This window comes from Nocardioides salarius, from assembly GCF_016907435.1.
Classification (GTDB): domain Bacteria; phylum Actinomycetota; class Actinomycetes; order Propionibacteriales; family Nocardioidaceae; genus Nocardioides; species Nocardioides salarius.
On record NZ_JAFBBZ010000001.1, the window covers coordinates 3230551 to 3255012 of the forward strand.

Below are 24462 nucleotides of genomic sequence, written 5' to 3' on the forward strand. Positions count from 1 at the left end.
GCGGGCGACCGTGGACGAGCAGCCGTGAACGAGAAGGGCGCCGTCGCCCTGGTGTTCGGCTCCTCGGCGGCCGTGCTGGTCGTCGAGCTGGTGGCGCTGCGGCTGCTGGCGCCGTACCTGGGGCTGACGCTCGAGACCAGCACCCTGGTCATCGGGCTGGCGCTCTCGGCGATCGCGCTCGGCTCCTGGGCCGGCGGCCGGGCCGCCGACCGGGTGCCGCCGCGGCGCACCCTGGGGCCGCTGCTCGGCATCTCCGGGGTGGTCGTGGCGCTGACGCCCCTGCTGGTGCGCGGGGGAGCCGAGACCGGGGCCGGCACCCTGGTCGTGCCGGCCGCGATCGTCACGATCGTGGTGCCCGGAGCGCTGCTCTCGGCGATCACGCCGATGGTCACCAAGCTGCAGCTCACCAGCCTCGAGGAGACCGGCACCGTGGTCGGCCGGCTCTCCGGCATCGCCACCGCCGGCTCGATCGCGGGCACCGTGGTCACCGGCTTCTTCCTGGTCTCGCTGGTGCCGGTCAGCGCCATCCTCGTCGCCCTGGGCGTCACCCTCGTGCTCTGCGGGGTGCTGGTCGACTGGCGGGTGCGCGGCTGGCGCACCGTGGCCGCGCCGGTGGCCCTGCTGGTGCTCGGTGGCCTGGGGGCGGCCGCCGCGCCCGGGGGGTGCGACGTCGAGACGACCTACCACTGCGCGGTGGTGCAGCAGGACCCCGAGCGCGACGGCGGGCTGGTGCTGGTCCTCGACGGCGTGCGGCACTCCTACGTCGACGCCGGCGACCCGACCCACCTCGAGTTCGCCTACGTGCGCGCGGCGGCGGCCGCGATCGACTCGGTGCGACCGGCCGGCGAGCCGCTGGAGGCCTACCACCTGGGCGGCGGCGGGCTGACCCTGCCGCGGTGGCTCGAGGCGACCCGCCCCGGCACCCGCAGCCTGGTCTCCGAGATCGACCAGGGCGTCGTCGACCTCGACGTCGAGCGGCTCGGGCTCGAGACCGGCCCCGACCTCGAGGTGCGCGTCGAGGACGGCCGGCTGGGGATCGAGCGCCTCGACGACGCGGCGTACGACGTGGTGGTGGGCGACGCCTTCGGCGGGCTGAGCGTGCCCTGGCACCTGACCACGCTGGAGGCGGTGCGCGAGGTGCGCCGCGTGCTGGTCGACGACGGGGCCTACGTGCAGAACCTCATCGACCGCGGCCCGCTGGCCTTCGCTCGCGCCGAGCTGGCCACGCTCGACGCGGTCTTCGAGCACGTCGCCCTCCTGGCCGACCCCGCCACCCTCGCCCGCGAGGACGGCGGCAACCTGGTCGCCCTGGCCTCGCCCGCACCGCTCGACCTCGAGCAGGTGCAGGCCGGCCTCGACGAGCGCGGCACCGGCTGGGGCCTGCTCACCGGCGCGGACCTGCGGGAGTGGGTCGACGGGGCCGAGGTGCTCACCGACGACCACGCGCCGGTCGACCAGCTGCTGACGCCGTACGGCTGAGATCGCCAGGCCTGACAGCATGGGGCCCATGACCTCCCGTGTGCTGCTCGCGACGTTCTGCCTGATGCCCGAGGGGGAGCCCGGCGGCTCGCTGCTCGTCGACGCCCTCGCCGAGCGCGGCGTCGAGGCCGCCTGGGCGACCTGGGACGACCCGGCGGTCGACTGGGCCGGCGCCGACCTGGTCGCGGTCCGGTCGACGTGGGACTACCAGCGCCGGCTGCCGGCGTGGCGCGACTGGGTACGCCGGGTGGAGGCCTCGACGGGCCTGCTCAACGGGGGTGAGGTGTTCGACTGGAACACCGACAAGGCCTACCTCGAGACCCTCGGCGAGCACGTGCCGGTGGTGCCCTCCGAGCTCGTCGACGACGAGGACCTGGTCGGGGGACTGGGGCGTGCCCTGGGCCGCTGGGGGAGCGTGGTGGTCAAGCCGCGCATCGGCGCCGGCGGCGTGGGCGTCGTGGTCGTCGACTCGGTCGAGGACGACCGGCTGGTCGGGCTGACCCCGGGGCCGTGGCTGGCGCAGCCGCTCGTGGAGTCGGTGCGCACCCGCGGCGAGACCTCCGTGGTGCTGCTCGACGGGGTGGCGCACACGCAGGTCGACAAGGTCCCCGGCGCGGGGGAGGTGCGGGTGCACACCGAGCACGGCGGGCGCAGCACCCTGGTCGAGGTCGACCCCGAGGCGGAGCGGCTGGCGCTCGACGCCGTGCGCGCGGCCGAGGCGCTGCTCGAGCAGCGCCTCGACTACGCACGCGTCGACATGATGGAGCTCGACGGCCGGCTCGCGGTCAGCGAGCTCGAGCTCATCGAGCCCGGTCTCTACCTCGACCTGGCGCCCGGATCGGCCGGCCCCTTCGCCGACCTGGTGGTCGACCGGGTCAGTCGGTGAGCAGCAGCACGACCGACTCGGCGACGCAGGCCGGCTTGTCGGCGCCCTCGATCTCGACGGTGTAGCGCACGGTGGCCTGCTTGCCGGCCGGGATGTCGGTGACCTCGCCGAGGGTGACCGTGGCGCGGATCCGGCTGCCGACGAGCACCGGGTTGGGGAAGCGCACCTTGTTGACGCCGTAGTTGAGCTTGGCGCCGGGGGTGTCGAAGCTGAAGACCTTGCTGCCCAGCCACGGCACCAGCGACAGCGTCAGGTAGCCGTGGGCGATGGTGCCGCCGAAGGGGCCCTCCTTCGCGCGGTCCACGTCGACGTGGATCCACTGGTGGTCACCGGTGGCGTCGGCGAAGGTGTCGACCCGCTGCTGGTCGATCTCGACCCACTCGCTGGTGCCGAGCTCCTGGCCGGCGGCCTCGGAGACCTCGTCGAGGGAGGTGAACACGCGCATGGACTGCTCCTGTCTGGGGGGTGCCCGGTGGTGGGGTGCGAGGATGCCGCCATGAGCGGCACTGCCACCGAACCTATCGTCCCCACCCCCGACCAGGTCGCCCGCGCGCCCAAGGTCGTCCTGCACGACCACCTCGACGGCGGGCTGCGCCCGGCGACGATCCTCGAGCTGGCCCACGAGGTGGGCCACGAGCTGCCGGCGGGCACCGTCGAGTCGCTCGCGCGCTGGTTCGCGGAGTCGGCCGACTCGGGGTCGCTGGAGCGCTACCTCGAGACCTTCGCCCACACGGTCGCGGTGATGCAGACGGCGCCGGCGCTGACCCGGGTGGCCCGCGAGTTCGTCGAGGACCTGGTCGCCGACGGGGTCGTCTACGCCGAGGTGCGCTACGCCCCCGAGCAGCACGTCGAGGAGGGGCTGAGCCTCGACGAGGTGGTCGCCGCGGTGCAGCAGGGCATGGACGAGGCGGTCGTCGCCGCAGACGGCGCGATCGTGGTGCGCCAGCTGCTGACGGCGATGCGCCACCAGGCCCGGTCGATGGAGATCGCCGAGCTCGCGGTGGCCTGGCGCGACCGCGGCGTGGCCGGCTTCGACATCGCCGGCGCCGAAGCCGGCTACCCCCCGACCCGCCACCTCGACGCCTTCGAGTACCTCCAGCGCGAGAACGGGCACTTCACCATCCACGCCGGCGAGGCCTTCGGGCTGCCCTCGATCTGGCAGGCGCTGCAGTGGTGCGGGGCCGACCGGCTCGGGCACGGTGTGCGCATCGTCGACGACATCGAGGTCGCGGGCGACGGCAGCGTCAAGCTGGGCCGGCTGGCGGCGTACGTGCGCGACCGGCGGGTGCCGCTCGAGCTGTGCCCGGCCAGCAACGTGCAGACCGGGGCGGCGACCTCGATCGCCGAGCACCCGATCGGGCTGCTGACGCGGCTGCGCTTCCGGGTCACGGTCAACACCGACAACCGGCTGATGTCGGACACGTCGATGACCAAGGAGATGACCGCGCTCGTCGACGCGTTCGGCTACACCCTCGACGACCTGCGCTGGTTCACGATCAACGCGATGAAGTCGGCCTTCCTGCCCTTCGACGAGCGGCTGGCGATCATCGACGAGGTCATCAAGCCCGGGTACGCCGCCCTGGCCGCGGAGGGCGCATGAGCCTCGCGCTGAGCGTGGTGATGCTGGGCGCCGCGGTGCTGGCGCTGCTCGCCGGCGTGGTCCTGGCCGCCCGCGGCCTGCACCAGCGTCGCGAGGCTGCTGGCTTCGGCGAGCGCTCCGAGCCGACCACGGCCGAGGTGCTCGAGTCGCTGCCCAAGGACGTGGCGATGGCCGGCGAGCCGGTCACCATCTACTACCAGCAGCTGCGCTACCGCGCCGGTGAGCGCGACGTCGAGGCGCAGACCATGACCGGCGTCGAGCCGCCCGTGCCGCACGTGGGGGAGCAGGTCGAGGTCCGCTACGACCCCCGCCACCCCTCGCGCGTCGTGCTCGCCAGCGCCGACCCCACTGCCGGCGCCGGCGCCACCTCCCTCGCCCTGGCCCGCATCATGCTCGGCCTGGGCATGTCGCTGCCCGTCGCCTGGGTCGTCATCCTCGGCATCGCCCGCACGCTGTAGCGGCCGCCGCGTCGGGGGCGGCGTGCTGACGGCCGAGCAGTCACTTTTGCACCACCGACAGGTCAGTTCTGCACCATCGACCAGTCGCTTTCGCACCCTCGAGAAGGTCTCGAAGAAAGTTTCGATCTGCCTGTGGAAAATGGCTTCTGACCTGGTGCTTTGTCGGTGGGCCCTGAGATACTTTACTCATGTCCACCACCGCGGCGCACCCCATCGGAGGTGCTGTCGCGCGGGTGCACGCCGCGCTCGACGAGGTGGCCGGTACGCCGGCGTGGTCGATGAGCCAGGCCGCAACAGCAGAAGCGCTGGTCGAGATCGCTCGGGCCGAGGCTCGGTTGGTCGAGCTGCGATCCCGGACCCTGGCGCACGCGGAGGCCGTGGCGGTGGCGGAGACGAATGCGTCGCCGTCGGTGGCGGTGTGGCACTCCAACGCGACGCGGTCGACGAAGCGCGAGTCGTTCCGCCAGGTGCGTCTGGCAGCGGGTCTGGATCGGTACGACCTGGTGCGGGAGGCACTGGGGCGTGGCGATGTCATCGCGGAGCAGGCGTCGGTGATCTGCACGGCTCTTGACGAGCTGCCCGACGACCTCGAGCCGTCGATCTTGGAGCAGGCGACCAAGGCGCTGGTCGCGTTCGCGGAGGTACACGACGCGAAGGCGCTGCGGGTGCTGGGCCGTCGGATCCTCGAGGTCGTCGCACCCGAGGTGGCCGAGGCCTGGGAGGCCGAACAGCTCGCGAAGGAAGAACGCGAGGCGGAGAAGTCGGCGGTGTTCCGGATGCGCGAGGACGGCCACGGCCGGATCAAGGGCTCGTTCACGGTGCCGATGCTGGCCGGGCAGATGCTGGAGCGGGCGCTGCTGGCGTTCGCTGCCCCGAAGCACCAGATCGCCACCCGCGCCGCCGCCGATGAAGGCGAGCACGAAGAGCAGGCGCCGGTGCCGGTACGCCGGCCCACCGCCCAGCGGTTGGGCGCGGCGTTCGTGGAGCTCGTCGAGCGGCTCGACCCCCACGACCTGCCGAAGGCGGGCGGGGTGAACGCGACCGTCGTGGTGACGATGACCCTCGACTCGCTCAAGGACGGCCTGGCGGCCGCCACTCTCGACACCGGTGACCGGCTCAGCGCCGCCACCGCACGCCGCCTGGCCTGCGAGGCCGGCGTCGTCCCCGTCGTGCTGGGCGGCAAGAGCCAGCCACTCGACGTGGGCCGTGCGAAGCGGTACTTCAGTCCCGCGCAGCGGGTCGCGATGGGTATCCGTGACGGTGGCTGCACCGCACGGGGCTGTGACGCCCCACCGGCGATGTGTCACGCCCACCACGACGACCCGTGGTCGTGCCACGGCCACACCGACCTCGACCGCGGGCGGCTGTTGTGTCCCTACCACCACCGCCGGATCCACAATCCCGAGTACGAGAGCGACGTCGGCGCCGACAACCAGGTCACCTTCCACCGACGAGCCTAGGAGAGGACGCCTCAGCCGGCGAGCCGGCGTGGGGTGACAACGAACCACGGCGTGCGCCAGCGCCCGAACGGCAGCCGGCCGGTCTCGAACGCCTCCCGGGTCACGCGCATCGTCGCGCCGCGCGCGGGGTCCCACACCAGCAGGTGCTCACCATCGGCACCGACCACCAGCACCACGTGGCGCGGCAGCAGCCGGGAGCCGACGTACAGCGGCAGCGGCACGCCCAGGCCCGCCAGCACCAGCAGCGAGTCGAACGTCCCGGGTCCACCGCCGTGGCGGACCAGCCGGGTGCGCCACCGCCCACCGGGCCGGCGCCCCAGCCGCCGCCCGACCGCCCACGGGGGAGTGCCCAGCAGTCGCGGCCACGGCACCCCCACCCGGCCGGCGTCCCGCAGCCCGGTCACCTCGCGGTGCGTGCGTTGCACCTCGGCGGGCCAGAGGCCGGGGTCGGCGCGCAGCCGGGCGTCGTACGACGCGTCGGTGAGCATCGTCGCCACGACCAGGCAGGCGGCGCCGCAGGAGCGCTGGTCGGGCTGGCGGTGCGGCCAGCGCCCGCCAGCCACGGAGTCAGACACGGTCGGGGCGCAGCGCCGCGACCTGCGCGAGCGCCTCGGTCGGCGAGACCGGCTCGCAGCCCTTCGCCACCGCGTCGGCGACCACACCGCGCTGGGCGCGGGCCAGGGCCAGCCCGCGGCGCACCAGCACCAGCGGCGGCTTGCGCCGCTCGCGCAGGTCGCGGGTCAGCCGCAGCCAGAACGTGCGCGCCGTGCTGCGCCTGATGCAGTACGCCGCTCCCAGCAGGCCGGCGACGCGCGCCGGCTCCACCACGTCGGGCGCGAAGATGCCCTCGGCCACGAAGAGCGGGGCCCCGCCCAGGTCGACCGGGCGCCACCCGGTGCGGCCGTTGCGCGCGATCTCGTAGATCGGCACCTCGGCGCGGCCGGTCTCGCACAGCTCGCGCATGGTCGCCAGGGCGTCGGCCGGGAGCCACGAGTCGGGGTGGTCCCAGTCGACGATCCCGGCGTTGGGGCCCTCGGTGATGCGGGGCAGCGTCGGGTCGTCGCCGTCCTTGTAGAAGTCGTCGAGGCGCAGCACCGGCAGGCCGAGGCGTTCGGCGAGCCGGGACTTGCCCGACCCCGAGGGGCCGGCCAGGACGATGACCTGGGCGAGCAGGGCGCTCACACCCCCATGGGGTGCCAGACCGTCTTGGTCTCCAGGAACGCCGTCATCGGCTCGAGGCCGGGCTCGGCGCTCCAGTCGGGCTCGGCGGCGGGCGCGCGGCGCACCCGCTTGAGGTTGTCGGCGGCCGCGACCTCGAGGTCGGTGGCCAGGGCGGCGTCACCCGCGACCCCGGTCAGGTCGATGGCGTTGACGTCCATGTGGGCGGCCAGCCACGGCGCCACGGTGGCCGCCTTGCCGGTCAGGACGTTGACCACGCCGCCGGGCACGTCGCTGGTGGCGAGCACCTCGGCGAGGTTCACCGCGGGCAGCGGGCGCGAGTAGGAGGAGACCAGCACGGCGGTGTTGCCGCTGACGATCACCGGCGCCAGCACCGAGACCAGGCCCAGCAGCGAGGAGCGCTCGGGGGCGAGCACCGCCACGACACCGGTCGGCTCGGGGGTGGAGAGGTTGAAGAAAGGCCCGGCGACGGGGTTGGCGTTGCCGACCACCTGGGCGAGCTTGTCGGCCCACCCGGCGTACCAGACCCAGCGGTCGACGGCCTCGTCGACGACCCGCTCGGCCTTGCTGCCCGAGAGGCCCTCGGACTGCTGGACGGCCTGCACGAACTGCGGGCGGCGGTCCTCCATCACCTCGGCGACGCGGTAGAGGATCTGCGCCCGGTTGTAGGCGGCGCGCCCGGCCCAGCCGGCCTGGGCCTTGCGGGCGGCGCCCAGGGCGTCGCGGGCGTCCTTGCGCGAGGCGAGGGCGGCGTTGGCCACGAAGGCCCCCTTGTGGTCGTTGACGACGTAGGAGTAGCCCGACTCCGAGCGGGGGAAGGCCCCGCCGATGAAGAGCTTGTAGGTCTTGCGGACGTCGATGCGGCTGCTCACGCGTCGGCTCCCTTCAGGTAGGCGGCGAGGCCGTGGCGCCCGCCCTCGCGGCCGTAGCCCGACTCCTTGTAGCCGCCGAAGGGGCTGGTGGGGTCGAACTTGTTGAACGTGTTGGCCCAGACCACGCCGGCGCGCAGGCGCCCGGCGATGTCGAGGATGCGCGAGCCCTTGTCGGTCCAGATCCCGGCCGACAGCCCGTACGGCGTGTTGTTGGCCTTCTCGACCGCCTCGCTGGGGGTGCGGAAGGTGAGCACCGACAGCACGGGGCCGAAGATCTCCTCGCGCGCGATCCGGTGCGCCTGGCTGACCCCGGTGAAGACCGTGGGCGGGAACCAGAAGCCGTTGGCGGGCAGCTCGCACTCGGGCGACCAGCGCCCGGCGCCCTCGGCCTCGCCGATGTCGGAGAGCTCGTGGATGCGGGCGAGCTGGGCGGCGGAGTTGATGGCGCCCACGTCGGTGTTCTTGTCGAGCGGGTCGCCCAGGCGCAGCGTCGACATCCGGCGCTTGAGGCGCTCGAGCACCTCGTCGGCCACCGACTCCTGCACCAGCAGCCGCGAGCCGGCGCAGCACACGTGGCCCTGGTTGAAGAAGATGCCGTTGACGATGCCCTCGACCGCCTGGTCCATCGGTGCGTCGTCGAAGACGATGTTGGCGGCCTTGCCGCCCAGCTCGAGGGTCACCTTCTTGTTGCTGCCGGCCACGGTGCGGGCGATGGCCTTGCCGACGCCGGTGGAGCCGGTGAAGGCGACCTTGTCGATGCCCGGGTGGCCCACGAGCGTCTCGCCGGTGGCGCCGGCGCCGGTGATGATGTTGACCACGCCCAGGGGCAGGTCGGCCTGCTGGCAGATCTCGGCGAAGAGCAGCGCCGTCAGCGGCGTCGTCTCGGCCGGCTTGAGCACCACGGTGTTGCCGCAGGCCAGGGCCGGGGCGATCTTCCAGGCCAGCATCAGCAGCGGGAAGTTCCACGGGATGACCTGGCCGGCGACGCCGAGCGGGGTGCTGCCGTAGCCGGAGTGCTCGAGCTTGTCGGCCCAGCCGGCGTAGTAGAAGAAGAACGCGGCCGCGGTCGGCACGTCGACGTCGCGCGACTCCTTGATCGGCTTGCCGTTGTCGATCGTCTCCAGGACCGAGATCTCGCGGGCGCGCTCCTGCAGGATGCGCGCGATCCGGTAGAGGTACTTGGCGCGCTCGCGCCCGGGCATCGGGCCCCAGACCTTGTCGTAGGCCTTGCGGGCGGCCTTGACCGCGGCGTCGACGTCGGAGGCGTCGGCCTCGGCGACCTCGGCGAGCACCTCCTCGGTGGCCGGGTTGACCGTCTTGAAGGGGGTGCCGTGGCCGTCGGTGAACTCGCCGTTGACGAAGAGCCCGTAGGAGCCCTTGATGTCGACGATCGAGCGGGACTCGGGGGCGGGGGCGTACTCGAAGATGCTCATGCGATCAGTCCAGGGTGAAGTAGTCGGGGCCGGAGTAGCGGCCGGTGCGCATCTTGGTGCGCTGCATCAGCAGGTCGTTGAGCAGCGTGGAGGCCCCGAAGCGGAACCAGTCGGGGTCGAGCCAGTCGGGGCCGGCGACCTCGTTGACGGTCACCAGGTACTTGATCGCGTCCTTGGCGGTGCGGATGCCGCCGGCGGGCTTGACGCCCACCATCTGCCCGGTCGCCGCGCGCCAGTCGCGCACCGCCTCGAGCATGATCATGGTCACCGGCAGGGTCGCTGCCGGCTGGGTCTTGCCGGTGGAGGTCTTGATGAAGTGGCCGCCGGCCATCATCGCCAGCCACGAGGCACGACGGACGTTGTCGTAGGTCTGCAGCTCGCCGGTCTCGAAGATGACCTTGAGGTGCGCGGGCCCGCAGGCCTCCTTGACCGCCACGATCTCCTCGAAGACCTCGAGGTAGCGACCCGAGAGGAACGCGCCACGGTCGATGACCATGTCGATCTCGTCGGCGCCGGCCGCGACGGCGTCGCGGGTGTCGGCGAGCTTGATCTCGCGCGAGGCGCGGCCGCTGGGGAACGCGGTGGCCACGGCGGCGACGTGGACGCCGCTGTCGCCGAGGGTCCGGCGGGCGGTCGCCGCCAGGTCGCCGTACACGCACACGGCCGCGACCGACGGGCAGGTCGGGTCGGCGGGGTCGGGGCGCACGGCCTTGGAGGCCAGCGCGCGGACCTTGCCGTCGGTGTCGGCCCCCTCGAGGGTGGTCAGGTCGACCATCCGGATGGCCAGGTCGAGCGCCTGCGCCTTCGCGGTCGTCTTGATCGACCGCGTGCCGAGCGAGGCGGCGCGGGCGTCGGCGCCGACCTGGTCGACTCCGGGCAGACCGTGCAGGAACCGGCGCAGGGAGGCGTCGGAGCGGGTGACGTCCGAGAAGTCCCCGCCGGGTGCGGAGCCGGTGGCGGCGGTGGCGGCCGGGGCGTCCGTGGTGGGCGTGGTGGGCATTGGACCAGCATAGGGTTGGCGGCCGACGGCGCCACAACCGTCGGATCGCACGTGCACGCCCCACGACAGGAGCACCCCCGGATGAGCGCCCCGCAGGAGTACGTCGAGGTCTTCAAGCCGACCAGCGGTCGCATCCTCGGCGTGGTCGGCGTGCTGGTCTGCGCCGGGGTGGTCGCGATCGCCCTGGTCGACCCCGGTTCCGGCATCGGGGTGACGGGCATCGCGGTGGCGGTGCTCGTCGGGGTGCTGGTGCACGGCTCGATGCTCAAGCCGCTCGTGCGCGCCACCGACGACGAGCTCGAGCTGGTCAACCTCTTCGAGACCGTGCGGCTGCCGCTGGCGGCGGTCGAGTCGGTCGTGGTGCGCCAGGTGCTGGCCGTCCGGGTCGGTGACAAGCGCTACGTCTCCCCGGCGGTGGGGCGCACCTTCCGCCAGGCGCTGCGCAAGCCCCGATCGACCCGCGAGCTGGCGATGACCCCGGTGCCCGGCGAGGGTCTGGTCGCCGAGGAGGGCATGAGCTACGCCGACTACGTCGAGGACCGGCTGCGCGAGATGGCCGCGGGCGCCCGCAGCCGGCGCCGCGTCAAGATCGCCAGCCCCGAGCAGGCCGCCCTGGCCGCCGACGTCGTACGCCGCCCGGCGCTGGTGCAGATCGGCCTCGTGGTCGCCGCCGGGCTGGTCGCGCTGCTCAGCCTGGTGCTGGGGTAGTCACCGGCCCTGCATGAGTCCCCGGCCGGCCGGGGACTCATGCGCTTGTCAGGGGTTGCAACACCCATCAAGCGCAGGACTTCCCTGACAAGTCCGCCGCCGGCGGGCCGGCTACAGCCCGAGCGCGGCCCGTACGTCGCCGCCGAGCGCGTCGAGGCGGGTGGCCGCGGAGATCCGCGCGGCCTCGACCGGCTCGTCGCGCACCGGCACCACGACCTCGAGGTAGGCCTTGAGCTTGGGCTCGGTGCCGCTGGGGCGCACCACCACCCGGGCGCCGTCGGCGAGGCGGTAGCGCAGCCCCTCGGTCGGGGGCAGGTCGCCGGAGCCCTCGGCGAGGTCGTCGACGGCCTCGACGGCCAGCCCGCCGAGCTCGGTGGGCGGCTGCTCGCGCAGCCGCGCCATGGCGTCGGTGATCAGCGCGAGGTCGTCGACGCGCACGCTGACCTGGTCGGTGGCGTGCAGGCCGTGCTCGGTGGCCAGGTCGTCGAGCAGGTCGAGCAGGGTGCGTCCCTGCGCCTTGGCGTCGGCGGCCATCTCGCAGAGCAGCAGCAGCGCCGAGACGCCGTCCTTGTCGCGCACGTGCTCGGGGTCGCAGCAGTAGCCCAGCGCCTCCTCGTAGCCGAAGGAGAGGCCCTCGACGCGGCCGATCCACTTGAAGCCGGTGAGCGTCTCGGCGTACGGCAGCCCGGCCGCGGCGGCGATCTTGCCGAGCAGGCTCGACGACACGATGCTCGTGGCCAGGGTGCCGGTGACCCCGCGGCGCACCAGGTGCGAGGCCAGCAGCGCGCCGACCTCGTCGCCGCGCAGCATCCGCCAGCCGGCCGGGGTGGGCACGGCGGCGGCGCAGCGGTCGGCGTCGGGGTCGTTGGCCACCACGAGGTCGGCGCCGCAGCGCGCGGCCAGGTCGAGCGCCAGGTCCATCGCCCCCTCCTCCTCGGGGTTGGGGAAGGGCACGGTGGGGAAGTCGGCGTCGGGCTGCTCCTGCTGCTCCACGACCCGCGGGGCCGCGAAGCCGGCGGTCTCGAGCACCTGCGTCACGGTGCTGCCGCCGACTCCGTGCAGCGGCGTGTAGACGACGTCGAGGTCGCGGGGGCCGTCGCCGGCCAGCCCGGCGACGGTGTCGAGGTAGGAGTCGAGGATGTTCTCGTCGAGCACCCGGGCGCCGTCGGCGCGCGGCACCGACGTCAGGTCGCCGACCGCGGCGATCCGCTCGGCGATCTCGGCGTCGGCGGGCGGCACGATCTGGCTGCCGTCGCCGAGGTAGACCTTGTAGCCGTTGTCCTGCGGCGGGTTGTGGCTGGCGGTGACCATCACGCCGGCGACGCAGCCGAGCTCGCGGATGGCGTAGGCCAGCACGGGGGTGGGCAGCGGGCGCGGCAGCAGCCACACGTCGAGCCCGGCGCCGTTGATGATCTCGGCGCTGTCACGCGCGAACTGCTCGGAGAGGTGGCGGGCGTCGTAGCCGATCACCACCGCGCCGCGACCGGCGTGCCCGCCCTCGGCCTCGGCTACCAGGTACGCCGCCAGCCCGGCCGCGGCCCGCGAGACCACGACCCGGTTCATCCGGTTGGGGCCGGCCCCCATGGCTCCGCGCAGGCCGGCCGTGCCGAACTCCAGGGTGCCGTCGAAGCGGTCGGCGAGCTCGGCCGAGGCGGCCTCGTCGCCCGACCCCGCGGCCGCGACGAGCCGCTCGAGCTCCTCACGCGTCGTCGGGTCGGGGTCGGCGTCGGCCCAGGCGCGGGCGCGGTCGAGCAGCTCGGTCGAGGAGGTCGGCGAGGTCATGCCCGCACGCTAGCCCCTGGTGGGGGGTCCTGCCCGGGGGAGGTGTCGGCGCCCGCGCCTAGGATCGAGGGGTGAAGCGACGATGAGCAAGATGGACGCCCTGCGGGCGATGCGCGAGGCCAAGTACGAGGCTGCGCAGAAGGCCACCCAGAAGACCCAGAAGACGGGGCAGAAGCCGCCCCCGGCGCGCACCCGGCCCCCGGTGGCCCCGCCCGCCGCGAGGCCGGCGGCCGAGGCGCAGCCCGAGAAGACGGACGCCGCGCAGCCTGACGCCCTGTGCGGGCACCGCAACATGAGCGGGCGCACCTGCACCCGCGAGCACGGCCACGCGGCCAAGAGCCACCGCTACTCCTGAGCGACCCCAGGGGCCCGGGCGCGGGCGGCCTCAGCGGTCGATCGAGCTCATGTCGCCGTAGCGCTCGCCGACGACCGCCTCGCGCGGCACGGCGGCGGCGAGGGCGCCCAGGTCGTCGCCGGTGAGCACCACCTCGAGAGCGCCCACGTTCTCCTCGAGGTAGGGGATCCGCTTGGTGCCGGGGATCGGTGCGACGTCCGGCCCCTGGGCCAGCACCCAGGCCAGCGCCAGCTGGCCGGGCGTGCAGCCCTTGGCCGCGGCGAGCTCGCGCACCCGCTCGACCAGCACCAGGTTGGCGCGCAGCCCCTCGCCGTTCATGCGGGGGAAGTAGCCGGAGCGCCGCGAGTCGCCCTCCTCGAGCGAGTCCTCGGAGGTGATGGCGCCGGTGAGCAGGCCGCGCCCGAGCGGGGAGTAGGGGACCAGGCCGATGCCGAGCTCGCGCAGCGTCGGCAGCACCTCGTCCTCGAGGTCGCGGCTGAAGAGCGAGTACTCGCTCTGCAGCGCCGTGATCGGGTACGTCGCGTGGGCGCGGCGGATGGTCGTGGCCGAGGCCTCCGAGAGGCCGAGGTGGCGGACCTTGCCGGCCTCGACGAGCCCGGCCATCGCGCCCACGGTCTCCTCGATCGGCACGTCGGGGTCGACGCGGTGCTGGTAGTAGAGGTCGATGTGGTCGACGCCCAGGCGCTGCAGGGAGGCGTCGCAGGCGGCGCGGACGTAGTCGGGGCGGCCGTTGATGCCGACCCGGGTGCCGTCGGCGCGGCGCTCGTTGCCGAACTTGGTGGCCAGCTGGACGTCGTCTCGCCGGTCGGCGATGGCGGCCCCGACGAGCTGCTCGTTGGTGAAGGGGCCGTACATGTCGGCGGTGTCGAGGAGGGTGACGCCCAGGTCGAGGGCGCGGTGGATGGTCGCGGTCGCGGTCTGCTCGTCGGAGGTGCCGTAGAACTCCGACATGCCCATGCAGCCCAGGCCCAGGGCCGAGACGGTGAGCGGGGAGGTGGTGCCGAGGGTGCGGGGGTGGATGCCGGTGGGACCGGTGGAACCTGTGGGAGTGGTCATGACCCCACTCAAGACCCTGGAGCGCGCTCCAGGTCAAGCCCCGCTCCGAGGACGACGTCCTCGTAGATGCCGATCTTCTGGTCGATGGCCCCGAGGTGGTCGGTGACCTCGGCCAGCTGGGCCAGCACCACCTGGCGGTGCGCCTGCAGCAGGGTGAGCCGCTCGGCCTCGTTGCCGGCGCCGGCGCGCACCAGGTCGGCGTAGCGGCGCACGTCGCGGATCGGCATGCCGGTGGCGCGCAGCCGGGTCAGCAGCAGCACCCACCGCAGGTCCTGCTCGTCGTAGCGGCGGTGCCCGCTGCTCGCGCGCGGCACCGGGCGCAGCATCAGCCCGTCGCGCTCGTAGTAGCGCAGGGTGTCGGCGCTGAGCCCGCTGCGCTCGGCTGCCTGCGCGATCGAGTAGGTGGGCACCGGCCCAGTCTCGCGCCTGGAGTGCGCTCCAGGTCAAGGTGGCGTGAGGGTGGTGCTGGGGTGGCGCGGGGAAGGCTCAGCGTCGGAAGTCCTCGATCTGCCGGCCGAGCTCGACGAAGAGGGCCTGGTTGAGGCCGAAGGCGACCTTGACCTCGTCGACCACCCGGCGGGTGTCGTCGGGGCTGGTGCCGAGCGCGTCGAGGCGGGCCCGGTAGGCGTCCTTGTAGGGCTTGGGCTTGGGGATGCCGGGGAAGGCGTAGAACGCGACGCCGCGACCGTCGAGGTCGTGCTCGCGGTCGAGGATGCGGCCGATCGCCTGGCCGCCCGAGAGGTCGCCGAGGTAGCGGGTGTAGTGGTGCGCGCCGAGGAGGCCGCCCCACTCGCCGGCGGCCCGCACCCGCTCGGCGTACGCCGACGCGGCGGGGGAGTCCACCTCGCGCGAGGAGCCCGGTGCCCAGTGCTCGAGGTCGGCGTCGATGGCGCCCAGCCGCTCGAGCGCGGGGTCGTGGACCGCCGCCACGTGGGGGTCGTCGAGGTGCTCGCGCACGGTCGACTCGAGTGCGTCGTAGACCAGCCGCAGCCGCAGCAGGTACGCCGTGTAGCCGGTCGCGCCGATGCGCCCCGCCAGCAGCTCGCTCATGAACAGCGACCCCTCGGCGGCCTCGTGCTCGGCCCGGGAGCCCAGCCGCATGGCGGTGGAGAGCGGCTGGTCGACCTCGGTCGGCTCGGTGATGGTCATCGGTCTCCCCGTGTGGTGGTGGCTCGCCCGCCGAACGGCGGCGTCGTGACGGATTGTCAGCACGTTCGTGACGATCTGTCACGACCGGTCTGGACAGGTCAGGTAAGGCTTGCCTCACTAATGTTAGCCTCACCTTACTTTACTCCCTGGAGCGCCGCTCCGCCGTCGACAGGAGCACGCCCGAGATGACGCAGCACCCCCGCCGAGCCGCCTCTCGGGCCCCGGGCGCCGTCCTGGCGGTGCTGCTGCTCGGGACGGGCTGCGGGGCGTCGTTGCCCGGCCCCGACGACCGGGGCGCCCGGGCGAGCAGCGCCGGGGGAGTCCCCACGCTCGCCGAGGTCGACGCGGCGGACCTGCTCACCGACCCCCGCGAGTGGCAGGGCCCGGGCACGGCCGTCGTCAGCGACACCGGCGCCGACCCGGTCGCCGACGAGCCGCGGCCCGAGCTGCCCGTGACCCTCACCGACGTGCAGGGCACCGAGGTGACGGTCACCGACGTCAGCCGGGTGCTGGCCCTGGACGTCTACGGCACCCTCTCGCGCACCGTCGTCGAGCTGGGCCTGGCCGACCGGCTGGTGGGGCGCGACGTGTCCACCCAGCTCGACGAGCTCGACGACCTGCCGCTGGTGACGCAGAACGGCCACGACCTCAACGCCGAGGCGATCCTGGCCCTGGACCCCACGGTGGTGCTGACCGACACCTCGCTGGGCCCCTGGGACGTGGTGCTGCAGCTGCGCGACGCCGGCATCCCCGTCGTCGTCACCGACGCCCACCGCGGCCTCGACAACCTCACCGCGCTCACCGAGCAGGTGGCGGCAGCACTGGGCGTGCCCCGCGCCGGGCAGCGCCTCGCCCGCCGCACCGAGCGACAGGTCGACGCGGTGCGCGCACGCATCGAGGAAGTCGCCCCCGACGCCCTCGACGAGCAGCTGCGCACCGTCTTCCTCTACGCCCGGGGCCAGGCGGGCGTCTACTACATGTTCGGCGAGGGATCCGGCGCGGACGCGCTCATCGAGGCCGTCGGTGCCTACGACGTCGCGGGCGAGATCGGCTGGGCGGGCATGAAGCCGGTGACCGACGAGGGCATCGTGGCCGCGCAGCCCGACCTGGTGCTGATGATGAGCGGTGGCCTCGAGTCGGCCGGTGGGGTCGAGGGCCTGCTCGAGCGCTTCCCGGCCCTGGCCAGCACCCCGGCCGGGGAGCGGCGCCGCTTCGTGGACATGGACGACGCCCAGGTCCTCGGCTACGGCCCCGGCACGGCGGCCGTGCTCGACGCCCTCGCCGTCGCGGTCTACGCGCCGGGAGCCCTGCGGTGAGCCTGCTCGTCCAGCGCCCCGCCGCCGCCCACGGCGCGCTCGCCGGGGCGGCGCTGCTCGGAGGTCTGGTCGTGGCGCTGGCCGCCTCCCTGGTCGTCAGCGCCGGCCACGGCCTGCTCGACGTGCCACCGGCCGAGGTCGTCGGCTCGGTGCTGCACCGCCTCGGTCTCGACGTGGGCCCGCTGCCCGCCCATCCCCGCGGCGAGGACACGCTGTGGCAGGTCCGCTTCCCCCGCGTGGTCATGGCGGCGCTGGTGGGCGCCGCGCTGGCCACGGCCGGTGCGCTGATGCAGGGCGTCTTCGGCAACCCGCTGGCCGAGCCCGGCGTCGTCGGGGTCTCCTCGGGCGCGGCCGTCGCCGCCGCCTCGGTCATCGTGCTCGACCTGTCCTTCGCCGGCACCTGGACCATCGCGGTCTGCGCCTTCGTGGGCGGCCTGGTCACCACGCTCCTGGTCTACGTGCTCTCCCGCGACGGCGGGCGCACCGAGGTGGTCACCCTCGTGCTGACCGGCATCGCCATCAACGCGATGACCAGCGCCGGCCTGGCCTTCCTTCTCTTCCTGGGCGACCAGCAGGCCCGCGAGGAGATCGTGTTCTGGACGCTGGGCAGCCTCAACGGCTCGCGGTGGGAGTACGTCGCCGTGGTCGCGCCGCTGGCCGGCGCCGGCCTGGTGGCCGCGGTGCTGCTGACCCGCCAGCTCGACCTGCTCGCCCTCGGCGACCGCGCGGCCCGTCACGTCGGCGTGGACGTCGAGCGGCTGCGCCTGGGGGTCAGCGTGGTCGTCGCCGTGCTCACCGCGGCCGCGGTCTCCTTCTGCGGCGTCATCGCCTTCGTCGGTCTCGTGGTGCCCCACCTGGTCCGGCTCGTCGCCGGGCCCGGCCACCGGTTGCTGGTGCCGGCCAGTGCGCTGGGAGGGGCGGTCCTGCTGGTGCTGGCCGACCTGGCCGCCCGCACCGCGGTGGCCTACGCCGACCTGCCCATCGGGATGCTGACCTCGTTGGTCGGCGGCCCGTTCTTCTTCTGGCTGCTGCGCCGGGCCCGGCGCAGCGCGGGCGGCTGGGCGTGAGCGCCGCGGCCGCGCCGGCCCTGCGGGCCACCGGCGTCGGGGTCGCCCTCGGCGGCGCCCGCATCCTCGACGGCGTCGACCTGACGGTGGGGCGCGGCGAGATGGTCGCGCTGGTCGGTCCCAACGGGGCCGGCAAGTCCACCCTGCTGGCGGCGCTCGCGGGCGACGTGGAGCCCACGCACGGCGTCGTCGAGGTCGACGGCGAGCCGCTGGGCTCGTACCGCCCGCGTGCGCTGGCCCGCCGCCGGGCGGTGCTGCTGCAGCAGCAGGGCCTGGCCTTCGGGTTCCGGGTGCACGAGGTGGTCCGGATGGGCCGCTCCCCGTGGCACCGCACCGAGCGGGCGCGGCACGACGACGACGTGGTGCTCGCCGCGATGGCGCGGACCGAGGTCGACCACCTGGCCGAGCGGCTCTTCCCGACCCTGTCGGGCGGGGAGCAGGCGCGCACCAGCTTCGGGCGGGTGCTGGCCCAGCAGGCGCAGGTGGTGCTGCTCGACGAGCCCACGGCCGCGCTCGACGTACGGCACCAGGAGGCGCTGCTGGGCGCGGCCCGCCGGCTCGTGCTGCGCGGCTGCGCGGTGGTCGTGGTGCTCCACGACCTCGCGCTCGCCGCCGCCTGGGCCGACCGGGTCTGCGTGCTGGCCGCCGGACGCGTGCGTGCCGACGGCCCCCCGCGCGAGGTGCTCACCTCCGCCCTGCTCAGCGAGGTCTACGAGCACCCCCTCGAGGTCGTCGACCACGGCGGCGTGCTCCTCGTGGTCCCCGTCCGCCCCGCTCCCGTCCCCGCCGACCACGAGGAGGACCCGTGCCCCACGCACCCCGCCACCTGCTGAGGTTCGTCCTGCTCGGCGCCCTGGCCGTGCTCGCGGCGCTCGCGCCGCTGGTCGTGCTGCCCGCCGCACCCGCCCGCGCCGACTCCCGGGTCAGCGTCGCCGGCCCCGACGGCACCGCGGCGGTCGACCCGACGTACGCCACCCGCCTGACCGTGCGGGGCAGCGGCTTCCAGTCGCTGGCCGGCGGCCACGGCGGCGTCTACGTCTTCTTCGGCCACGTCACCGACGGCTGGCGCCCCAGCCAGGGCGGTGCCACCGGGCGTGACTACTTCTACGTGCCCGACGGCGAGGGCCGCGACAACCAGGGCTTCCAGCGCTTCGTGGCGTTCCCCGGGTCCGACACCGCGTCCTCGGCCAACGGCGGCTCGATGACCGCCGGTGGCGCCTGGTCGGCCACGATCACGGTGCCGGGCGCGGTCTTCGAGGCCTTCGACCGCGACGGCGGGGCCCGCACGATCGACTGCCGCAGGCTCACCTGCGGCATCCTGACGGTGGGCGCCCACGGCGTCGTCAACGCGCGCAACGAGACCTTCACGCCCGTCGCCGTCCGCGACCTGCAGGGCGGCGGCGAGCAGCAGGGCGCCGCCCCCACCAGCCCCGCGACGGACACCGCCGACGACGACACGGAGCCGGCCCCCTCGACCGGTACGTCGAGCCCCGGCCCGGGCCGCGCCGGGGACGACGAGCCCGAGCCCGAGCCCGGGCTCGAGGTCGACCGCGCCTCGGCCGTCGCCGGACGGGTGCTGGCCTTCTCGGGCGCCGGGCTGGCCCCGGGAGCCCAGGTCAGCGCCGTGCTCGACGACGGGCTGTCGGCCGTCGGCCCGCTCCAGGCCGGTGCCGACGGCCGGCTGGCGGGAGTCATCACGCTGCCCGCCGACCTGCCCGCGGGCACCCACGAGCTGCGGCTGCACACGGGCGCGGACGCGGCGCCCACGGTGCGCTTCGCGGTGACGGCGGCCCCGGTGCCCGTGGCACCCGACGTCGAGCAGGCCCCGGGGATGCTCGGCCAGGAGCGCGCGGCCGCCGTCTTCCTCGCCCTGGCGCTGGTGGTGCTGGCGCTGGCCGTGCTGCGCCTGCTGCTGCCCCGGCTCTCGTGGCTGCCCCGCCCCTCCGGACCGAGGAGGCGTCGTGCGGCGGCGGCCTGAGCGCGCCCTGGCCGGCCTCGCGGTCGCGGGAGCGGTGCTGCTCACGGCACTGCCCACCGCCACCGCCGCCACTCCCGCCACCGAGGAGCCGGAGCCCGTCGACGGGCCGGTGGGCGTCGACGACGCGGTGCTGCGGTGGGGCATCAACAACGAGACGCACAACCGCGCCCACGCACCGGACACCTACAACTTCCTCTCGGCGGGGCGGACCCCCGACCCGGGCCGCGGCGGCCAGCGGCTCGACCGCGCCGACTGGCAGCGCCGGGCGGGAGCGGTGCGCATCGAGAAGTGGGACGGGAGGTCCTGGCAGCGCGCCACCTGGGCCGGGCTGTCCACCGACAGCGACGGCCGGGCGCTGGGCTCCCCGGCCGCCGGCACGTTCAGCAACCACACCTTCGTCATCGAGGGCGGCGAGGGCGTCGTGGACGTCGCCGCCGGCACCGCCACGTTGTCGTGGGAGGGCGAGGTGAGCGTCCTCTACTACTCCGGGATGTCCTTCTTCCACCTCGCCGACCCCGAGCTCGTCGTCGAGGAGGGCGCCGCCACGCTGGCCGCGACGATGAGCGGCTTCGCCTCCTCGCAGGCCGAACCCGACGTGTGGGAGGAGGTGGCGCCCGCGGAGGTGGTGGTCGCCGACCTGCCGGGCGTCGACGTCGCCGACCTGGTGGGCGAGGGCCTCAGCGCCCAGCCGGCGTACGAGGGCGTGCGCGTCAGCGGCGTGCCCCAGCAGACCGAGGGCTCGCAGTGGGGCTCGTTCCCGCAGTCGTGGGTCGACTACGCCGACCGGCTCGGTGCGGCCGCCTTCTGGTACTCCAGCGGCGGCACGACCGACGCCTTCAAGGTCCCGCTGCCGGTCTCCGTCGGCGTCGGTGGCGCCGAGCCCGAGACGCCGGTCGACACCCCCCAGACCCCGGCCCCGGGGCCGGCGGTGCCCACGGCGTCGTCGCCCCCGACCAGCGCACCGTCGGTCGCGACGACCGCTGCGCGAGCGTCGGCGACGAGCCCTGCGGCAACCCCGACCCCGGTCGCGGCGCCCGCGGCGCCCACCCCCTCCACCGGTCCCACGACGTACGCCGCCCCGCCGGCGTGGTCCGCGACCGCCGCTCGTCCGACCGCGGCCACGCCGTCGTCGGCAGCCGGCCCCACCGCCCCTGCGTGGTGGGCCGGCGGTGCGCTGCTCCTCGTGGCCGCGCTCCTCCTGCTCGTCCCCACACCCCACCCCGGAAGGAAACCCTGATGCGACAGCTCCTGGTCGTGCCGCTCGTCGGCGCGCTGCTCGGTGCCGGTCTGTCGGTGCCGGCGCACGCCGCGCCGAGCGCCGCCACGTCGGACGTCGACACCCCCGCCCCCGTGCTGCGCTGGGAGGTCTCCCAGCAGTTCGACGACCACCTGTCCACCCACGTCCTGGCGGACGGTGCGAGCGAGGACGTCGAGGGCGTCATCACCTTCCCCGACGGCGTCGGCTCGCACGACCCGGTGACCGGCGTGAGCAGCGTCGCCTACCAGGGCGTGGTGCGCGGCTCGTTCGCCTTCGCGGGCACGGAGTACTACCACGTGCGCATCGAGGACCCGGCGCTCAGCGTCGACGAGGCCGGCCGCGGCGAGCTGACCGCAGTGGTCTCGGCCGGCAACGCGGCCGCGATGGGCAGCTCGGCCGAGGAGACCCAGCCGGCCCGGGTCGTGCTGACCACCTTCAGCGCCGGGACCGAGGACTGGAGCGGCGAGCCCGGTGACCTGGCCTCGCTGGCCGCGACCCCGGACTGGGTCGGCGTGCTGGCCCCCGGCAGCCAGGAGGCCGGCGACCTGGGCCTCGAGGGTGACGAGCCGGTCGACGGACAGGCCTGGAGCCCCGCCTTCCTGGGCCAGGTCACCAGCGGGGTGCGCGCCCACTTCTACGCCTCCGGGTCGGGCTCGGACGCCAAGAAGGCGCCGGCGTCGTTCGTGGCCGAGGCGAGCCGGGCCGCGGCGCCGCCCAGCACGTCGGTCTCGACCACCTCCGCCGACCGCGACGCCCTGGTGCTGCGGGTCGAGGGCAGCGGCTTCACCGGCGTCACCAACCCCGGCGACGACGGCGTCTACGTGGGGCTCGCGCCGGCCGGCGGCCTGCCCGACGTCGACGACCGCGAGAGCGGCACCGAGGCCTTCGCCGCGGTCACCTGGGTGCCGGCGGCGCAGATGACCGACGGCACGTTCGGGGTCGACCTCGACGCCGACCCCGCCGACCTGGACGACTCCCAGGACTGGTCGGTCTACACCTGGCGGGCCCACACGCACTCGACGACCAGCCAGGACACCGAGCAGCCGGTCGAGATCGACTGGGTCGCCGTCGGCCTGCGCAAGGGGCGCTCGACCCTCCAGGTCGCCACGAAGCGGCAGCCGAGCGCCGCGCGGGCGGGGGTGCTGAAGGTGCGCGTCGCCGGGGACCACGGGCGGGCCACCGGCACCGTGGTCACCAAGCTCACGAAGGGCGAGCGGACCCGCCGCGTCAGCGACACGCTCAACGGCCGGGGCCGCACCTCGGTGCGGCTGCCGAAGGTCGCGAAGGGACGCTGGAAGGTGGTCGTGCGCTACACCGGCTCGAGCACCTACCAGCGGGCCGTGGACCGCTCCCGCGTCACCGTGCGCTGAGCGCGCGGACCACGAAGTCCTCGACCCGCGCCACCGGCAGGTGGCGCGGGCCGAGGCACGAGTGCACGATCACCACGGCGGCGTCGAGGTCCTCGACCACCAGCTGCCCGCTGCTCGCGCCCCCGGCGAGGACCTCGCGCAGCACCGACTCGACGGCGACCACGTGCTCGCGGATGGCGCCGCGCGAGCGCTGCGGCAGGACGCCGTACAACGCCGGGCCCAGGCCCATGTGGAAGCGCTCGCCGTGCTCGAGGTGGTGACGCACGTAGGTGCGCAGCTGCTCGACAGCGTCCTGGCAGCCCGCGAGCCGCGAGCGCAGCTCGTCGACGTAGCGGTCGGTCTCGTGGCCCGCGAAGGCCACGACCACCGCCTCGGTGTCGGGGAAGTGGCGGTAGATCGCGGTGCGGCCCAGCCCGGCGCGCTCGGCCAGGAGCGCCATCGTGATGGCGTCGAAGCTGCGCTCGGCCATCAGCTCGGCGAACGCCGCGAAGACCCGCTGCCGCAGCTGGTCGCGGTGCTCCTGCAGGGAGCCGGCGTCGATGCGGGGCACGCCCGGATGCTAGTGCGGTGGCCGGCTCAGGGCAGGTCGGCGCGCAGCATCGCCACGCTCATCCGCACCAGGTTGTCGACGAACTCGTCGGTCGCCAGCTGCGGGCGCCCGGGCTGCTCGCGGTCCATCGCGCGGGCCCGGTCGCTGATGGCGCGCAGCAGGAAGCTGGTCATCAGCGCGATGCGCTCGTCGGTCAGGTGCTGGGGCATGGCCGGCATCCGCGCGCGGATCTCGTCGAAGACGGCCCACCCGCCGGTGCGCTCGAGCGCACCCCGCACGTCGGGGTGGATGTCGATGCGCTCCTCGGCCACCAGCTCGGCGACGATCTGCACGTAGTGCCGACCGCTGCTGCTGGCCTCGGCCAGCTCGGTGGTGGGCCGGGCTGCGGCCTCGACGGCCGCGCCCAGGTCGCCGGGCCGCTCCTGGGCGAGCGCCAGCAGGGCGAGCTCGCGCTCGGCCAGGAACGACGCGTGCTGGTCGAGCACCGCCGCGACCAGGCCCTCGCGGGAGCCGAAGTGGTAGTGCACCGCGCCACGGTTGCGCTGGCCGGCCTGCCGGGTGATGTCGAGCAGGGACGCGTTGGTCGTGCCGTGCTCGGCGAAGGCCCTGCTGGCGGCCGCGATCAGCAGCTGCCGGGTCTCGACCCCCGCCTCGGACGCCATGTCAGACCCGCGGGACGAGTCGGCCCAGCAGGCTGCCCATCCGCTCCGCCGCGGCCCGCCCGGCCTCGATGACCTCCTGGTGGTCGAGGGGCTGGTCGCTGATGCCGGCGGCCAGGTTGGTCACCAGGCTGATGCCGAGGACCTCCATCCCCGCCTCGCGCGCCGCGATCGCCTCAAGGGTGGTCGACATCCCGACCAGGTCGGCGCCGAGCACGCCGGCCATCCGCACCTCGGCGGGCGTCTCGTAGTGCGGGCCGGGGAACTGTGCGTAGACGCCCTCGTCGAGGGTCTCGTCGACCTCCTTGCACAGCGCGCGCAGACGGGCCGAGTAGAGGTCGGTCAGGTCCACGAAGGTGGCCCCGACGATGGGGGAGCGGCCGGTGAGGTTGAGGTGGTCCTTGATGAGCACCGGGGTCCCGGGTGTCCACGCCTCGTTGAGGCCGCCGCAGCCGTTGGTCAGCACGATGGTCGAGCAGCCGGCTGCGGCCGCGGTGCGCACCGGGTGCACGACCGCGGCGACGCCGCGGCCCTCGTAGTAGTGGGTGCGCGAGAGGAAGACCAGCAGGTTGCGCTCGCCGGAGCGCACCGAGCGGATCTTGCCCGCGTGGCCGGCCACCGCCGCGGCGCTGAAGCCGGGCAGGTCGGTGGTCTCGATCTCGGCGGTCGCCTCGCCCAGCGCGTCGACGGCGGGCAGCCAGCCCGAGCCGAGCACGAGCGCGACGTCGTGGCGCTCGACGCCGGTCAGCTCGGCGAGGCGCCGCGCGGCCGCCTGGGCGAGGTCGTACGGCGTGTCGCTGGGGGTCTCGCCGGGCGTGTCGGTGGGCGTGTCGCTGGGGTTCACGCC

At 74.4% G+C, this 24462-nt stretch carries 26 protein-coding genes; 13 read left to right on the forward strand and 13 right to left on the reverse strand.

Features of this window, described 5'->3' with window-relative positions; translation table 11 throughout:
• Positions 1-24 precede the first annotated feature (24 nt).
• Complete coding sequence (locus JOE61_RS15535) at positions 25-1479, forward strand: fused MFS/spermidine synthase (RefSeq protein ID WP_204797258.1); 1455 nt, start codon at positions 25-27, stop codon at positions 1477-1479.
• A 28-nt stretch (positions 1480-1507) separates the two neighbouring features.
• Entirely contained in the window at positions 1508-2365 is an 858-nt protein-coding gene (locus JOE61_RS15540; RefSeq protein WP_193667063.1) for an ATP-grasp domain-containing protein, read from the forward strand.
• Here JOE61_RS15540 and JOE61_RS15545 read toward each other — a convergent pair.
• Positions 2355-2810: a MaoC family dehydratase gene (locus tag JOE61_RS15545; RefSeq protein ID WP_193667064.1), complete on the reverse strand. Its 456-nt coding sequence runs from the start codon at positions 2808-2810 to the stop codon at positions 2355-2357. The two genes, JOE61_RS15540 and JOE61_RS15545, sit on opposite strands and share 11 nt — an antisense overlap.
• A 51-nt stretch (positions 2811-2861) precedes the next feature.
• On the opposite strand from JOE61_RS15545, the gene JOE61_RS15550 reads away from it, so the two are divergent.
• From JOE61_RS15550 to JOE61_RS15560, 3 genes are all read left to right on the forward strand, one after another.
• The gene (locus tag JOE61_RS15550) at positions 2862-3965 is read left to right on the forward strand and encodes an adenosine deaminase (protein WP_193667065.1); all 1104 of its coding nucleotides are present in this window, start codon (positions 2862-2864) and stop codon (positions 3963-3965) included.
• Entirely contained in the window at positions 3962-4423 is a 462-nt protein-coding gene (locus tag JOE61_RS15555) for a DUF3592 domain-containing protein (protein WP_193667066.1), read from the forward strand. The genes JOE61_RS15550 and JOE61_RS15555 overlap by 4 nt, the downstream gene beginning before the upstream one ends.
• Positions 4424-4611: 188 nt before the next feature.
• Positions 4612-5883 (forward strand): HNH endonuclease signature motif containing protein, encoded by a 1272-nt coding sequence (locus tag JOE61_RS15560; protein ID WP_193667067.1) that lies wholly within the window; start codon positions 4612-4614, stop codon positions 5881-5883.
• A gap of 11 nt (positions 5884-5894) precedes the next feature.
• On the opposite strand, the gene JOE61_RS15565 is transcribed toward JOE61_RS15560, so the two are convergent.
• From JOE61_RS15565 to deoC, 5 genes are read right to left on the reverse strand one after another with little or no spacing between them, the layout of a single operon-like run.
• Complete coding sequence (locus tag JOE61_RS15565) at positions 5895-6458, reverse strand: cysteine peptidase family C39 domain-containing protein (RefSeq protein ID WP_193667068.1); 564 nt, start codon at positions 6456-6458, stop codon at positions 5895-5897.
• Positions 6451-7065, reverse strand: coding sequence for an ATP-binding protein (locus tag JOE61_RS15570; protein WP_307823049.1), 615 nt, complete (start codon positions 7063-7065; stop codon positions 6451-6453). The genes JOE61_RS15565 and JOE61_RS15570 overlap by 8 nt, the downstream gene beginning before the upstream one ends.
• Positions 7062-7934 carry an aldehyde dehydrogenase family protein gene (locus tag JOE61_RS15575; RefSeq protein ID WP_193667069.1) on the reverse strand — a complete coding sequence of 291 codons (873 nt, stop codon included), beginning with the start codon at positions 7932-7934 and terminating at the stop codon, positions 7062-7064. Before JOE61_RS15575 ends, JOE61_RS15570 begins: the two co-directional genes overlap by 4 nt.
• Positions 7931-9367 (reverse strand): aldehyde dehydrogenase family protein, encoded by a 1437-nt coding sequence (locus tag JOE61_RS15580; RefSeq protein WP_204797259.1) that lies wholly within the window; start codon positions 9365-9367, stop codon positions 7931-7933. Before JOE61_RS15580 ends, JOE61_RS15575 begins: the two co-directional genes overlap by 4 nt.
• Positions 9368-9371: 4 nt before the next feature.
• Positions 9372-10367, reverse strand: a complete 996-nt coding sequence (gene deoC, locus JOE61_RS15585) for a deoxyribose-phosphate aldolase (RefSeq protein WP_193667070.1) — start codon at positions 10365-10367, stop codon at positions 9372-9374.
• A gap of 81 nt (positions 10368-10448) precedes the next feature.
• Here deoC and JOE61_RS15590 point away from each other — a divergent pair, with 81 nt between their 5' ends.
• Positions 10449-11075 carry a hypothetical protein gene (locus tag JOE61_RS15590; protein ID WP_193667071.1) on the forward strand — a complete coding sequence of 209 codons (627 nt, stop codon included), beginning with the start codon at positions 10449-10451 and terminating at the stop codon, positions 11073-11075.
• 111 nt (positions 11076-11186) lie between these two features.
• On the opposite strand, the gene JOE61_RS15595 is transcribed toward JOE61_RS15590, so the two are convergent.
• Entirely contained in the window at positions 11187-12857 is a 1671-nt protein-coding gene (locus JOE61_RS15595; RefSeq protein ID WP_193667072.1) for a phospho-sugar mutase, read from the reverse strand.
• Between the two features lie 82 nt (positions 12858-12939).
• On the opposite strand from JOE61_RS15595, the gene JOE61_RS15600 reads away from it, so the two are divergent.
• On the forward strand, positions 12940-13212 hold the full coding sequence (locus JOE61_RS15600) for a hypothetical protein (RefSeq protein ID WP_193667073.1): 273 nt from the start codon (positions 12940-12942) through the stop codon (positions 13210-13212).
• Between the two features lie 30 nt (positions 13213-13242).
• Here JOE61_RS15600 and JOE61_RS15605 read toward each other — a convergent pair whose 3' ends face one another.
• The 3 genes from JOE61_RS15605 to JOE61_RS15615 all read right to left on the reverse strand — a co-directional run bounded on the left by JOE61_RS15605 (position 13243) and on the right by JOE61_RS15615 (position 15417).
• Positions 13243-14268, reverse strand: coding sequence for an aldo/keto reductase (locus tag JOE61_RS15605; RefSeq protein ID WP_193667074.1), 1026 nt, complete (start codon positions 14266-14268; stop codon positions 13243-13245).
• Between the two features lie 8 nt (positions 14269-14276).
• Positions 14277-14678 (reverse strand): MerR family transcriptional regulator, encoded by a 402-nt coding sequence (locus JOE61_RS15610; protein WP_193667075.1) that lies wholly within the window; start codon positions 14676-14678, stop codon positions 14277-14279.
• Between the two features lie 76 nt (positions 14679-14754).
• The gene (locus tag JOE61_RS15615; protein ID WP_193667076.1) at positions 14755-15417 is read right to left on the reverse strand and encodes a biliverdin-producing heme oxygenase; all 663 of its coding nucleotides are present in this window, start codon (positions 15415-15417) and stop codon (positions 14755-14757) included.
• Between the two features lie 185 nt (positions 15418-15602).
• On the opposite strand from JOE61_RS15615, the gene JOE61_RS15620 reads away from it, so the two are divergent.
• Genes JOE61_RS15620 through JOE61_RS15645 form a run of 6 tightly spaced genes read left to right on the forward strand, consistent with a single transcriptional unit; the run spans position 15603 to position 22406 of the window.
• Positions 15603-16733, forward strand: coding sequence for a heme/hemin ABC transporter substrate-binding protein (locus tag JOE61_RS15620; RefSeq protein ID WP_193667077.1), 1131 nt, complete (start codon positions 15603-15605; stop codon positions 16731-16733).
• Positions 16730-17800 (forward strand): FecCD family ABC transporter permease, encoded by a 1071-nt coding sequence (locus JOE61_RS15625; protein ID WP_193667078.1) that lies wholly within the window; start codon positions 16730-16732, stop codon positions 17798-17800. The genes JOE61_RS15620 and JOE61_RS15625 overlap by 4 nt, the downstream gene beginning before the upstream one ends.
• Positions 17797-18633, forward strand: a complete 837-nt coding sequence (locus JOE61_RS15630) for a heme ABC transporter ATP-binding protein (RefSeq protein WP_372440082.1) — start codon at positions 17797-17799, stop codon at positions 18631-18633. The genes JOE61_RS15625 and JOE61_RS15630 overlap by 4 nt, the downstream gene beginning before the upstream one ends.
• The gene (locus tag JOE61_RS15635) at positions 18606-19778 is read left to right on the forward strand and encodes a hypothetical protein (RefSeq protein WP_193667079.1); all 1173 of its coding nucleotides are present in this window, start codon (positions 18606-18608) and stop codon (positions 19776-19778) included. The genes JOE61_RS15630 and JOE61_RS15635 overlap by 28 nt, the downstream gene beginning before the upstream one ends.
• Positions 19762-21015: a hypothetical protein gene (locus tag JOE61_RS15640; RefSeq protein ID WP_193667080.1), complete on the forward strand. Its 1254-nt coding sequence runs from the start codon at positions 19762-19764 to the stop codon at positions 21013-21015. Before JOE61_RS15635 ends, JOE61_RS15640 begins: the two co-directional genes overlap by 17 nt.
• Positions 21015-22406 (forward strand): HtaA domain-containing protein, encoded by a 1392-nt coding sequence (locus JOE61_RS15645; protein ID WP_193667081.1) that lies wholly within the window; start codon positions 21015-21017, stop codon positions 22404-22406. Before JOE61_RS15640 ends, JOE61_RS15645 begins: the two co-directional genes overlap by 1 nt.
• Here the strand turns inward: JOE61_RS15645 and JOE61_RS15650 are convergent.
• Genes JOE61_RS15650 through JOE61_RS15660 form a run of 3 tightly spaced genes read right to left on the reverse strand, consistent with a single transcriptional unit; the run spans position 22393 to position 24459 of the window.
• On the reverse strand, positions 22393-22956 hold the full coding sequence (locus tag JOE61_RS15650) for a TetR/AcrR family transcriptional regulator (protein WP_193667082.1): 564 nt from the start codon (positions 22954-22956) through the stop codon (positions 22393-22395). The two genes, JOE61_RS15645 and JOE61_RS15650, sit on opposite strands and share 14 nt — an antisense overlap.
• Positions 22957-22982: 26 nt before the next feature.
• Complete coding sequence (locus JOE61_RS15655; RefSeq protein ID WP_193667083.1) at positions 22983-23618, reverse strand: TetR family transcriptional regulator; 636 nt, start codon at positions 23616-23618, stop codon at positions 22983-22985.
• Position 23619: 1 nt separating this feature from the next.
• Positions 23620-24459, reverse strand: a complete 840-nt coding sequence (locus JOE61_RS15660; RefSeq protein ID WP_193667084.1) for a purine-nucleoside phosphorylase — start codon at positions 24457-24459, stop codon at positions 23620-23622.
• Positions 24460-24462: the final 3 nt, after the last annotated feature.

Excerpts from the sequence above, each read along its gene's own strand:
- JOE61_RS15540 (WP_193667063.1), top strand. The coding sequence starts at position 1,508 with ATGACCTCCCGTGTGCTGCTCGCGACGTTCTGCCTGATGCCCGAGGGG.
- JOE61_RS15545 (WP_193667064.1), bottom strand. The coding sequence starts at position 2,810 with ATGCGCGTGTTCACCTCCCTCGACGAGGTCTCCGAGGCCGCCGGCCAG.
- JOE61_RS15550 (WP_193667065.1), top strand. The coding sequence starts at position 2,862 with ATGAGCGGCACTGCCACCGAACCTATCGTCCCCACCCCCGACCAGGTC.
- JOE61_RS15555 (WP_193667066.1), top strand. The coding sequence starts at position 3,962 with ATGAGCCTCGCGCTGAGCGTGGTGATGCTGGGCGCCGCGGTGCTGGCG.
- JOE61_RS15560 (WP_193667067.1), top strand. The coding sequence starts at position 4,612 with ATGTCCACCACCGCGGCGCACCCCATCGGAGGTGCTGTCGCGCGGGTG.
- JOE61_RS15580 (WP_204797259.1), bottom strand. The coding sequence starts at position 9,367 with ATGAGCATCTTCGAGTACGCCCCCGCCCCCGAGTCCCGCTCGATCGTC.
- deoC (WP_193667070.1), bottom strand. The coding sequence starts at position 10,367 with ATGCCCACCACGCCCACCACGGACGCCCCGGCCGCCACCGCCGCCACC.
- JOE61_RS15590 (WP_193667071.1), top strand. The coding sequence starts at position 10,449 with ATGAGCGCCCCGCAGGAGTACGTCGAGGTCTTCAAGCCGACCAGCGGT.
- JOE61_RS15595 (WP_193667072.1), bottom strand. The coding sequence starts at position 12,857 with ATGACCTCGCCGACCTCCTCGACCGAGCTGCTCGACCGCGCCCGCGCC.
- JOE61_RS15600 (WP_193667073.1), top strand. The coding sequence starts at position 12,940 with ATGAGCAAGATGGACGCCCTGCGGGCGATGCGCGAGGCCAAGTACGAG.
- JOE61_RS15605 (WP_193667074.1), bottom strand. The coding sequence starts at position 14,268 with ATGACCACTCCCACAGGTTCCACCGGTCCCACCGGCATCCACCCCCGC.
- JOE61_RS15615 (WP_193667076.1), bottom strand. The coding sequence starts at position 15,417 with ATGACCATCACCGAGCCGACCGAGGTCGACCAGCCGCTCTCCACCGCC.
- JOE61_RS15620 (WP_193667077.1), top strand. The coding sequence starts at position 15,603 with ATGACGCAGCACCCCCGCCGAGCCGCCTCTCGGGCCCCGGGCGCCGTC.
- JOE61_RS15645 (WP_193667081.1), top strand. The coding sequence starts at position 21,015 with ATGCGACAGCTCCTGGTCGTGCCGCTCGTCGGCGCGCTGCTCGGTGCC.
- JOE61_RS15655 (WP_193667083.1), bottom strand. The coding sequence starts at position 23,618 with ATGGCGTCCGAGGCGGGGGTCGAGACCCGGCAGCTGCTGATCGCGGCC.